This is a genomic window from Streptomyces anandii JCM 4720 (genome assembly GCF_014650655.1).
GTDB lineage: Bacteria > Actinomycetota > Actinomycetes > Streptomycetales > Streptomycetaceae > Streptomyces > Streptomyces anandii.
This window is the reverse complement of record NZ_BMVJ01000004.1, coordinates 47,115-57,285: the sequence shown is the minus strand read 5'-3', so window position 1 is coordinate 57,285 and position 10,171 is coordinate 47,115. Positions and strand designations below refer to the sequence as shown.

The window sequence follows — 10,171 nt, the reverse complement described above, 5'->3', positions numbered from 1 at the left end:
GAACGGCCAGGGACGGACAGCGCGGCGGTACGGCGAGGCGGTACGACGAGACCGTGCGCGGAGGTCAGCGGCCTCCGTGGGCTCCGTGCCGTTCCACCAGGGCCTCGCTCACGGCCCGGACGCTGCGGGCGATGTGCTGCAGTTGCAGCAGCTCCGCCGCGTACAGCTTGATCGTGTGCTCGATGACCGACTCGGGCATGCCGAGCCGGGGCAGGTCGGCGCGCGCGGTCTGCAGGGCGGTGCGGGCCACCCGGATCTCCTGCTGGACCTGGATCTGCGCATGACGGGCGAGCAGCACGGGGTGGCGGATCAGCGCGGGGTAGCTGCCGTAGCGCGCGGGCACCAGCTCGCGCAGCCACTTGGCCGCCGAGCGCTCCCAGTCGTAGCTGCCGGGCGTCTTGACCTGGCAGGGCCAGTCCGTGCTGATGCGCGTGGTCGTCAGGGGCATGATCATCGCTTCCGGGTGTGCGGCGTCGTGGAGGGTGATCCGACGAGGTTGGACGGCCCCGGCCTAGGGGATGACCGGGGCCGTCGGCGGGCACTCGCACAGGCGAGGCCCGGCCGGACACCCCGTGTGCCGACGCGGGTAGGAGACGGCGGCGCGGGGTGCCGGTGCGTGGGCCCGGAGGTCCGGCGGCGCCCGGTGGAGCTGCGGTGCGGAAGGCACATGGGCGGGCCGTCGGCTTTCTCGGGGCGGTTGCGGGTGGTGATGGCCGAGCTGCGGAACGTACCCGGAGTGAGCCGGGCCGTGATCCGTGAGCAGTATTTATATATGCCGTCCACTTTGCAAGACGTATGAAAACATTCATGCCCGCTTTGAATGGCATGCTCCCCATGTGCGCCGACCAATGTGCCGGCGGCGGTCAGTCCCGCAGGAAGAAGTGGTGCTGGTCGGCGATCTGCTCGTACTCCTCGAGCCGGGCCTGGGTCCGCTCGGGGTCGGCGTCGGTCATGGCCTGCAACAGGGCGGCGCACACCATGCCGGGCGCCGCGTAGGAGTCGAAGACGAGGCGGGAGCCGGTGCCGGTGGCGAAGACGACATCGGCCTCGTCGGCCACCGGCCCGAGCGCCAGGTCGGTGATGAGGGCGACCTTCAGCCCGGCGCTGCGGGCGACCTGGACCGTCGTGAGCGTCTCGTGGGCGTGCCGGGGCATGGAGAACGCCAGCACCCAGGTGCCGCCGGCCTCGCGGGATTGGAGCAGCGCGTCGTAGGCGACGCTGCCGCCGAGCGTGACCAGCCGTACGTCCGGGTGGACGCGCCGCGCCGCGTAGGCGAAGTACTCGGCGAGGGACACCGAGATGCGCAGCCCGAGCACGGTCAGCGGGGTCGACCGCGACAGCTCGCGGCCGATGTCGATCACCTGTTCGGGGTCGGCGAAGTCCCGGCGCAGGTTCTCCAGGTTCTCGATCTCGGCGTCGACGGCCGCCTGGAGCTCGTTGGCCCGGTCCTCCTCGGCCGCGCCCGGACCGCTCGCCAGCGTCCGCAGCGCGATGGACTGGAGCTTCTCGCGCAGCGCCGGATAGCCGCTGAAGCCGACCGCCGCCGCGAACCGGGTCACCGACGGCTGGCTCACCCCGACCCGGTCGGCGAGTTCCGTGATCGACAGGAAGGCGGCCTCGGCGATGTTCTCGATCAGGTACTGGGCGATGCGGCGCTGTCCGGGAGACAGGTGCGGGCCGTCGAAGAGCGCTCTGAGCTGGGACGCCGGCGCGGCCGCCGCCTCCGGTGCCGTCTTTCCCGAGGTGATCGCGGACGCACTCGCGCGAGCCTGCTGCGGCGATGACACCGAGGCGCCTCCTTTGTCTCCCACAGAGGTTCAACATAGCTCACTCACCGTCGTGACCAGGGCTTGTACGAGTGCTTCCGGCCGCCGGCGCCCGCCAGGGATACCCGCGCCCCGGCCGGGAACCCGAACCCCCACACACGAGACCCCTTCGGCAGGTGAAACCTGACATGACCGCACTGAGCGCCCTGGAACAGGCCCTGGAGAACCGGTGGGAGGCGCTGTGGGCGCGGATCACCGGCAAGGAACCGGTCGAACTCCTCGACGCCCTGCGCCGCGAGTGCGACGAGAACGCCGTCGTGTGCAGCGAGCGGCGGGTCATCGTGCCCAACGCCTACGACGTCGAACTCGCCGGCGGTGTGCACGACGAGCTGACGCGCCGCGGCAGCCGCGTGGGCCAGGAGCTCACCGACAGCCTGGCCCGGCACGCGGAACACCACGGCTACGAGTGGGCGGGTCCGCTGACGGTGCACGTCGCCCGTTCCCCGGAGGTCCCCAACGGCCGTTACCGCGTGGCCAGTCGCGTCATGCCGCACGTGAGCGCGGAGGCCTTCGCCCAGCCCGGATAGTGGCCCGACCCGTCACCGCCGATAGATGGTGATCGAGTGGCCGACGTCGTCGACCGCGCGGCTGGTGCGGATCAGTTCGGCGAGCCGCCCCGTGGCCTTGGCGGCCGACGAGTCGGAGACGGCCAGCAGCCCGTGCACCCGCTCCGGCGGCACCGCCCGCGGATCGGCCGCGTGGATGCCGTAGAACGACGGCACACCGCTGCCCTTGTAGACGAGCCAGACGCGCTCGCCCGCGTAGCGGGTGCGCAGCCGGTCGGCGAGCCGCCCCAGGTCCTGTCCCCAGTCCACGTTGGAGTCGTGCAGCCGCAGATGGGTGCGCGCCGGACCGCCGAAGGCCTCGTTGGAGTACGGCAGGTAGTAGGGGTACGTCCGCAGTGAGCTCACCGCGGTGAAGGCCACCGGCGTCACCAGCGCCGCCGTGAGCACCGTCGCCGCGCGGCGTGCCCGGCGGGCGGGGCGCGGCAGCGGCACCGTGGCGGCGGCCACGGCCAGGAACATCGGCAGGAACAGCGCGTACCGGGTACCGAAGTCGCGCGAGGAGTGCATCGCGGCGGCCAGCAGCACGGCCGGCGGCGCGAGCACGTAGGCGGCCGCGGGCCGCATCCGCCGCACCGCCACCAGGACGGCGGCCCCGGCCGCCCACAGGGCCAGCATGCCCAGCGGGGTCTTCACCAGCAGCGCGGCCGGCAGGTAGTACCAGCGCGACCCGGTGTAGACGTGCCCGAACAGGAAGCCCTGCCAGGGGTAGTTCTCGAAGCCGAACTGCACGCGCATCCCGTCGCGGTACGCCTCGGGGAAGGGCATCGCGCCGACCAGGAGCCCGCGCAGCCCGTGCACGGCGGGCACCGGTTCCCGGGGCGTCCACCGCAGCCGCGGATCGACCGCCAGATAGGACGTCCATACGACGGCGACGGACACCGCCGCCGCCACGAGCGCCCACCCGGCCCCGGCGGCCAGGGCCCGCACCCGCTCCGCGCGGTCCGAGGGGCGGCGGTACGCCCACACCGACACCGCGGCGAGCGGCAGCAGCACGGCCACCGCCGGCAGCGCGTTCATCTTGGTGGCCAGGGCCGCCCCCAGCGCCACGGCGGCGAGCGGCACGTACAGGGCGGGCCGCCGCCGTGCCCGCCACAGCAGCCAGGCCGAGGTGAGCACGAACCCGGCCGCCGGCACGTCCAGCGTGGCCAGCGAACCGTGCGCGATCACGTCGGGCGAGAAGGCGTACAGCGCGAGCGCGACCAGTGCGCCGGCCGCGCCCGTCAGCTCCCGGGCGAACGCGAACACCACGAGACCGAACAGCAGTGTCAGCGCGATCACCGGCAGCCGCGCCCACAGCATCAGCCGCCAGGGGTCGTTGCCCGACTCGTACAGCAGATGCCGGCCGAGCGATCCCTGGTCGCCCTTGAAGTCCCTGAAGGCGGCGTCGATGCGCGGATCGGCGGCCGCGACCCCGGTCGCGATCAACAGTTTGCCCAGCGGCGGGTGTTCGGGGTTGTAGGCCACCCTGTGCTCGTCCAGGTAGACCGCCGCGGTGCCCACGTAGACCGGTTCGTCGATGGTGGGGGTCTGCTCGGCCGCCGCCGTGACCATGGCGACGGCCATCTGCGCCAGCAGCACGGCCGCCACCAGTGGCACCAGCCACCGCCGGTGCCGGCGCGCCGGACCGCGAAGGCGCTCCCACACCGGGGAGCCCCCGCCCGGCGGCCGTTCACGGGACGCCCCGGGGGGCGGCGGCCCCGGTGCCAGGACCGTGTGCTGTTCGCCGATCATCGCCCGCCCCGCGCGTCGTACCGGCGGACCGTCCGCCGTACACACCGGTACGGTCCCGGACCCGCCCCGGTTCACCCGGCCACCTGTTCTTCAGGAACGCGGTACGGCCGTCGCCGGTACGACCAGGTCCGCGCGGTCGCGGGTGGCGGCCACCAGGTCGGCGTTGCGCTGGTCCGTGCGGGCCACCCACGCGGCCGCCTCCCGCTCGCCCTTGCCGAACTCCACGTGCCGCGCGACGAGACGGCGGACCCGCTCCGGTTCGTCCAGCTCGCAGAACCACACCTCGTCCAGCTGCGCCCGTACACGCGCCCAGGGGCCGGTGTCCAGCAGCAGGTAGTTGCCCTCCGTCACCACCAGCCGGACCGACGGCGCCACCGGGACGGCGCCCGCGACCGGCTGCTCCAGGACGCGCTCGAAGCCGGGCGCGTACACCGTCTCGTCGTCCGGGCCGGGGTGCTCGCGGTACTCCTCGTGCAGCCGGCGCAGCAGGGCCGCGTACCCCGCCGCGTCGAAGGTGTCCGGCGCGCCCTTGCGGTCGCGGCGGCCCAGCCGGTCGAGTTCGGCGTCGGCGAGGTGGAAGCCGTCCATCGGGACGTGCGCGACCCACGGCTCCCCGTCGGCGTTCAGCGCCCGCACCAGCTCCTCGGCGAGCGTCGACTTGCCCGCGCCGGGGCTGCCGGCGATGCCGAGGACGGCCCGCCGTCCGTCGCGGGGGAGCGCGCGGGCGCGGGCGAGGAGTTCGTCGAAGGCGGTCGGCACACCGCACAGTGTGTCACCCGGAAAGTGGCCCCGGGATTGGTCGGAAAGCCGGAAACTACGTCAGGTGTGGCACTGGACACCCACTCAACGCCGCGACTCGGGGAAGGGTGCCTTTATGACAGAGCTCGGTCTGCCCGAAGAAATCACGGTCTGCCTCTTCGACCTCGACGGGGTGGTCACCAAGACGGCAGTGGTCCACGCTGCCGCCTGGAAGGAGACGTTCGACGAGTTCCTGCGCGCACGGGACGGCGCGGACTTCCGCCCCTTCGACTCCGTGGCCGACTACGACGAGTACGTGGACGGACGCCCGCGCGCCGACGGCGTGCGCACCTTCCTCGCCTCCCGCGGCATCGAACTGCCCGAGGGCGACCCGCACGACCCACCGGAGGCGCAGACGGTCAACGGCGTGGGCAACCGCAAGAACCAGCTGGTCCTGAAGAAGATCCGCACCGAGGGCGTCGAGGCCTACGACGGCACCCTGCGCTACATCGAGTCCGTCCGCGCCCACGGCCTTCGCACCGCGATCGTCTCCTCCAGCGCCAACACCCTCGACGTGCTGCGCTCCATCGACGCCGAGCGCCTGTTCGACGTGCGTATCGACGGCGTGGTCGCCCGTGAGCGCGCCCTGCCCGGCAAGCCGCACCCGGACACCTTCCTGGCCGCCGCCCGGGACCTGGGCGCCGACGCCGAACAGGCCGCCGTCTTCGAGGACGCGCTGGCCGGCATGGACGCGGGCCGCTCCGGCGGCTTCGGATACGTCGTCGGCGTCGACCGCGTCGGCCAGACGGAGGCGCTCTACGCCCACGGTGCCGACGTCGTCGTGAAGGACCTCGCCGAACTCCTCGCGGGCGCGGCCGGGCGGGGAGGTGCCGCGTGATCACCCACCGTTCGTACGCCGTCGAGCCGTGGACCGTGCGCGAGACGGAGCTGAGCCTGGACGTGCTCGCCCAGAGCGAGTCCGTCTTCGCGCTGTCCAACGGTCACGTCGGCTGGCGCGGCAACCTCGACGAGGGCGAGCCGCACGGCCTGCCCGGCTCCTACCTCAACGGCGTGTACGAGGTGCACCCGCTGCCCTACGCGGAGGCCGGCTACGGCTACCCCGAGTCGGGCCAGACGGTCATCGACATCACCAACGGCAAGATCCTGCGGCTCCTCGTCGACGACGAGCCGTTCGATCTGCGCTACGGCCGGCTCGTCTCCCACGAGCGCACCCTCGACCTGAGGCGCGGGGTGATGGAGCGGACCTGCGAGTGGGTCTCACCGGCGGGCACTCGGGTGCGGGTGCGCTCCACCCGGCTGGTCTCCCTCACCCAGCGCTCCATCGCGGCGGTGGCCTACGAGGTGGAGGCCGTCGGCTCCCAGGCGCGCGTGGTCATCCAGTCCGAGCTGGTGGCCAACGAGCAGCTGCCCGAGTCCAACGGCGACCCGCGCGCGGCCATGGCCCTCCAGGCTCCGCTGGAACCCGAGCAGGACTTCGCCTCGGGCAGCCGGCTGCGCCTGGTGCACCGCACCCGGCACAGCGGTCTGCGCGTGGCCGTCGCAGCCGACCATGTCGTCACGGGACCGGAGCGGACCACCACCGGCGGCGAGAGCCACCCCGACCTGGCCCGGCTGACCGTCGCCTCCGTGCTGGAGCCGGGCGAGAAGCTGCGCGTGGAGAAGACCGTCGCGCACGGCTGGTCCGGCGCCCGCTCGCTGCCGGCGATGAGCGACCAGGTGGACGCGGCCCTGGCGGCCGCCGCGCACGGCGGCTGGACCGGCCTGGTCGACCAGCAGCGCGAGTACCTGGACGACTTCTGGGCGCGCGCCGACGTCGAGGTGGACGGCGACGAGGAGATCCAGCAGGCCGTCCGCTTCGCGCTCTTCCACGTGCTCCAGGCCGGCGCCCGCGCCGAGGAACGGGCGATCCCGGCCAAGGGCCTGACCGGCTCGGGCTACGACGGGCACGCCTTCTGGGACACCGAGATGTTCGTGCTGCCCGTGCTCATCTACACCTCGCCCGACGCCGTCGCCGAGGCGCTGCGCTGGCGGCAGAACACCCTGCCCGCCGCCCGTGAGCGCGCCGCCCAGCTGGGGCTGCGCGGCGCCGCGTTCCCCTGGCGCACCATCGAGGGCGAGGAGGGTTCGGCGTACTGGCCGGCCGGCACCGCCGCCTTCCACGTGAACGCCGACATCGCGCACGCGGTGGTGCGGTACGTGGCGGCCACGGGCGACGAGGACTTCGAGCGGGACACGGGTGTGGAGCTGCTGGTGGAGACGGCCCGGCTGTGGCGCTCGCTCGGCCACCACGACCACCGGGGCACGTTCCACATCGACGGCGTCACCGGCCCCGACGAGTACAGCGCGATCGCCGACGACAACACGTACACGAACCTCATGGCGCGGGCGAACCTGCTGGCCGCCGCCGACGTCGTCGAACGCTACCCCAAGGTGGCGGAGCGGCTCGGCGCGGACGACGAGGAGAGCGCGGCCTGGCGGGACGCGGCCGAGTCCATGAACATCCCGTACAACGGGGAACTGGGCGTGCACGAGCAGCACGCGGGCTTCACCCGCTACCAGCGCTGGGACTTCGCGGGCACCCGCGCCGACCAGTACCCGCTGCTGCTGCACTTCCCCTACTTCGACCTGTACCGCAAACAGGTGGTCAAGCAGGCGGACCTGGTGCTGGCGATGTACACCTGCGGCGCCGAGTTCGACGAGGAGCACATCGCCCGCAACTTCGCCTACTACGAGCCGCTGACCGTCAGGGACTCCTCCCTGTCGGCGTGCGTCCAGGCCGTCATCGCCGCGCAGGCCGGCCATCTGCGGCTCGCCTACGACTACACGGCCGAGGCCGCCCTGATGGACCTGGAGGACCTGGAGCACAACACCCGCGACGGGCTGCACATCGCCTCGCTGGCGGGCACCTGGATGGCCCTGGTCGCCGGCTTCGGGGGGATGCGCCGGTCGGGGGAGACGCTTCAGTTCGCGCCCCGGCTGCCGGAGAAGTTCAGCCGCCTGGCGTTCTCGCTGCAGTTCCGCGGCCGCCGGCTGCGGGTGGAGATCACCCAGCAGAGCGCCACGTACACCCTGCTGTCCGGACCGCCGATGCACATCCGCCACCACGGCGAACGGGTCACGGTGGCCCCGGACACCCCGACCTCCCACCCGGTCCCGCCCCCGCGCCACCGCCCGGCCCCGGAACAGCCCCCGCACCGCAAACCCAACGCCCGCTGACCCCGCGGCCGGCTACACCAGGACGTTCGCCAGGAGGTGAAGGAGGTCGTCGGTGGCGTCGGCGGCGCCCAGGGCCGGGAGGACGCCGAGGGCGAGCACGGCGGCGGCGACGGAGCGCAAGTGGGGCGGCGGGGCGCACTGCAGGGCCGCCACGCGGCGGGTGACGGCCCGGTCGGTGAAGCCGAGGGCGCAGGACGATCCGGGCCGCCCCGCGCTCAGGGCCGCACGGGCCAGCGCGCGGGCGGTGGCGGTGCGGTCGCCCACCGTGGCGGCGGCCCGCTCGTCCGCCCAGCGCTCGACGAGGAAGGCGACCGTGGCCCGTACCGGACGGAGCAGCGGGTTGGCGGCGACGGCCAGGTCCGCGGCCGTCACCAGCAGCGAGTGCCGGTGGGCCAGATGCGCGCGCTCGTGCGCGAGCAGCACCCGCCGCTCCACCGGCTGCAGCGCGCCGAGCATGGCCGAGGTGACCAGGATCCTGCCCGGCGGGCCGGGGATGGCGAAGGCCCGCGGCACCTCGGAGGCGGCGACGATCAGCTCGGTGCCCGGCGGATGCCCCTCGCACAGCCGGCGCAGCGCGCGGCGCGTGCCGAGGGTGGTGCGGACGGCGCGCCACAGCCGGTGGGCGACCACCGCCAGGGCCAGGCAGGCCAGCACCCCGATCCCCTCGGGCACCGGCTCCACCAGGCGCCGCCCGTTCTCCCGGGCCTCGGCGACGACCGGCGGGGCGTCGTTGACGAGCGTGGCGGCCAGCAGCACCAGCGACCACACACCGGCCGCCGCCGTCACCACGGCCGCGGCGGTCAGCACGCGCGCGGCCAGCGCGGGCGCCACCCGCCGCCCGACAGCCGGACTGATCGCGGCCAGCAGCAGCGACAGCACCAGTGGGGTGTAGACGTCGACGGTCATACCACGCCCCCGGTGAGCCCGCCGGTGAGCAGTTCGCGCAGCGCCCGTTCCTCCTCGGGGCTCAGCCCGGTCACGAACTGCTGCAGCGCGGCGATCGGATCCGGACCGCGGTCCAGGGCCTCGTGCATCGCGTCCGCGGTCAGCTCGGCCGCGTTCTTCGCCGGCCGGTACGCGCCGCGCCGCCCGTCGACCTCGCGCAGCACCAGGCCCTTGTCGTACAGCCGTCTGAGGATGGTGTGGACGGTGTTGTAGGCCAGGTCGCCGCCGATCTCCGCCTGGATCTCGGCCGGCGTCAGCGGGTGCTCGGTGGACCACAGAGCCGCGAGGACCTCACTCTCCAGCTCCCCCGAGCTGCGTCGTTCCGTCCTGCCGTGAGGCCCTCTATCAGCCATGCCCACAACCTTACAGTCCGTAGGGGGTCAGGCCATCGGCGGTATCGCACCCGGCGAGCGGCCCCGAGGCGGGTTACTTTGACCCTGCTTTTGTCGTTTTCCGCGAGCTTTCCCCGACGTCTTTCCGGCGTATTCCAGACGTCTTACCCGACTCCTGCGCCGTTCCCGCGGTCCGCGGGAGTCAGAAACCCTACAGTGTGTAGGGGTGAGGGGTGGAGATGGCCGACAGCACGCACGCGACAATTTCCCGAACGCGGCGGTCCGCGACCGTGCCCGGCTCCGGCCGGGCCCGCCGCTTCAGGGGTGACACACTGCTCGGCGCGGTCGCCGCGGCCTTCGTCCTGGCCCAGCTCGTCCTCGTCCGCCCCGGCATGGGCCTCGGCTGGGACGAGACGGTCTACGTCAGCCAGGTCAGCCCGCACGCGCCGGCTGCCTTCTTCAGCGCCCCGCGCGCCCGCGGCGTCCCGCTGCTGGTCGCGCCGGTCGCCTCGTGGTCGTCGTCCACCGCGCTGCTGCGCGTCTACCTCGCCCTGCTGTCCGGACTCGGACTGTACCTGGCCCTGCGGGTGTGGCGGGGCCTGTTCCCCTCCGGCGTCCTCGCCCTGGCCGGCGCCCTGTACGCCTCCCTGTGGGTGACCCTCTTCTACGGCCCGCAGGCCATGCCCAACTACTGGGTCGCCATCGGCGCCCTGGTGTGCGCGGGCTGCCTCCTCCGCGTCCGCACGGACGGATCCACGGCCGGACGTACGGCCACGCGGACGCGGATGCGCAGCCC

General features: G+C 73.3%; 9 protein-coding genes and 1 pseudogene. 4 read left to right on the top strand and 6 right to left on the bottom strand.

Annotated features, from left to right (window positions below; genetic code table 11):
- Window positions 1–64 precede the first annotated feature (64 nt).
- Together IE249_RS08915 and IE249_RS08910 are read right to left on the bottom strand one after the other, a co-directional pair.
- Window positions 65–454, bottom strand: coding sequence for a hypothetical protein (locus IE249_RS08915; RefSeq protein WP_189704240.1), 390 nt, complete (start codon window positions 452–454; stop codon window positions 65–67).
- A 409-nt stretch (window positions 455–863) separates the two neighbouring features.
- On the bottom strand, window positions 864–1,787 hold the full coding sequence (locus IE249_RS08910; RefSeq protein ID WP_189704239.1) for a MurR/RpiR family transcriptional regulator: 924 nt from the start codon (window positions 1,785–1,787) through the stop codon (window positions 864–866).
- A 167-nt stretch (window positions 1,788–1,954) separates the two neighbouring features.
- Between IE249_RS08910 and IE249_RS08905 the strand changes: the two genes are divergently transcribed.
- Complete coding sequence (locus IE249_RS08905; RefSeq protein WP_189704238.1) at window positions 1,955–2,353, top strand: DUF3662 domain-containing protein; 399 nt, start codon at window positions 1,955–1,957, stop codon at window positions 2,351–2,353.
- A gap of 12 nt (window positions 2,354–2,365) precedes the next feature.
- Here the strand turns inward: IE249_RS08905 and IE249_RS08900 are convergent, their stop codons facing one another.
- Together IE249_RS08900 and IE249_RS08895 are read right to left on the bottom strand one after the other, a co-directional pair.
- Window positions 2,366–3,943, bottom strand: a complete 1,578-nt coding sequence (locus tag IE249_RS08900) for a phospholipid carrier-dependent glycosyltransferase (RefSeq protein WP_373304364.1) — start codon at window positions 3,941–3,943, stop codon at window positions 2,366–2,368.
- Between the two features lie 270 nt (window positions 3,944–4,213).
- Window positions 4,214–4,882, bottom strand: a complete 669-nt coding sequence (locus IE249_RS08895; RefSeq protein WP_189704236.1) for a nucleoside/nucleotide kinase family protein — start codon at window positions 4,880–4,882, stop codon at window positions 4,214–4,216.
- 115 nt (window positions 4,883–4,997) lie between these two features.
- Between IE249_RS08895 and IE249_RS08890 the strand changes: the two genes are divergently transcribed.
- Window positions 4,998–5,759, top strand: a complete 762-nt coding sequence (locus IE249_RS08890) for a beta-phosphoglucomutase family hydrolase (protein ID WP_189704235.1) — start codon at window positions 4,998–5,000, stop codon at window positions 5,757–5,759.
- Window positions 5,756–8,098 carry a glycoside hydrolase family 65 protein gene (locus tag IE249_RS08885; RefSeq protein ID WP_189704234.1) on the top strand — a complete coding sequence of 781 codons (2,343 nt, stop codon included), beginning with the start codon at window positions 5,756–5,758 and terminating at the stop codon, window positions 8,096–8,098. Before IE249_RS08890 ends, IE249_RS08885 begins: the two co-directional genes overlap by 4 nt.
- 12 nt (window positions 8,099–8,110) lie before the next feature.
- On the opposite strand, the gene IE249_RS08880 is transcribed toward IE249_RS08885, so the two are convergent.
- Window positions 8,111–9,004, bottom strand: a complete 894-nt coding sequence (locus IE249_RS08880; RefSeq protein WP_189704233.1) for a M56 family metallopeptidase — start codon at window positions 9,002–9,004, stop codon at window positions 8,111–8,113.
- On the bottom strand, window positions 9,001–9,396 hold the full coding sequence (locus IE249_RS08875; protein ID WP_189704232.1) for a BlaI/MecI/CopY family transcriptional regulator: 396 nt from the start codon (window positions 9,394–9,396) through the stop codon (window positions 9,001–9,003). Before IE249_RS08875 ends, IE249_RS08880 begins: the two co-directional genes overlap by 4 nt.
- 218 nt (window positions 9,397–9,614) lie before the next feature.
- On the opposite strand from IE249_RS08875, the pseudogene IE249_RS08870 reads away from it, so the two are divergent.
- A pseudogene (locus IE249_RS08870) lies at window positions 9,615–10,171 on the top strand (hypothetical protein); the annotation flags it as partial.

Excerpts from the sequence above, each read along its gene's own strand:
- IE249_RS08905 (WP_189704238.1), top strand. The coding sequence starts at position 1,955 with ATGACCGCACTGAGCGCCCTGGAACAGGCCCTGGAGAACCGGTGGGAG.
- IE249_RS08875 (WP_189704232.1), bottom strand. The coding sequence starts at position 9,396 with ATGGCTGATAGAGGGCCTCACGGCAGGACGGAACGACGCAGCTCGGGG.
- IE249_RS08880 (WP_189704233.1), bottom strand. The coding sequence starts at position 9,004 with ATGACCGTCGACGTCTACACCCCACTGGTGCTGTCGCTGCTGCTGGCC.
- IE249_RS08900 (WP_373304364.1), bottom strand. The coding sequence starts at position 3,943 with ATGGTCACGGCGGCGGCCGAGCAGACCCCCACCATCGACGAACCGGTC.
- IE249_RS08890 (WP_189704235.1), top strand. The coding sequence starts at position 4,998 with ATGACAGAGCTCGGTCTGCCCGAAGAAATCACGGTCTGCCTCTTCGAC.
- IE249_RS08915 (WP_189704240.1), bottom strand. The coding sequence starts at position 454 with ATGATCATGCCCCTGACGACCACGCGCATCAGCACGGACTGGCCCTGC.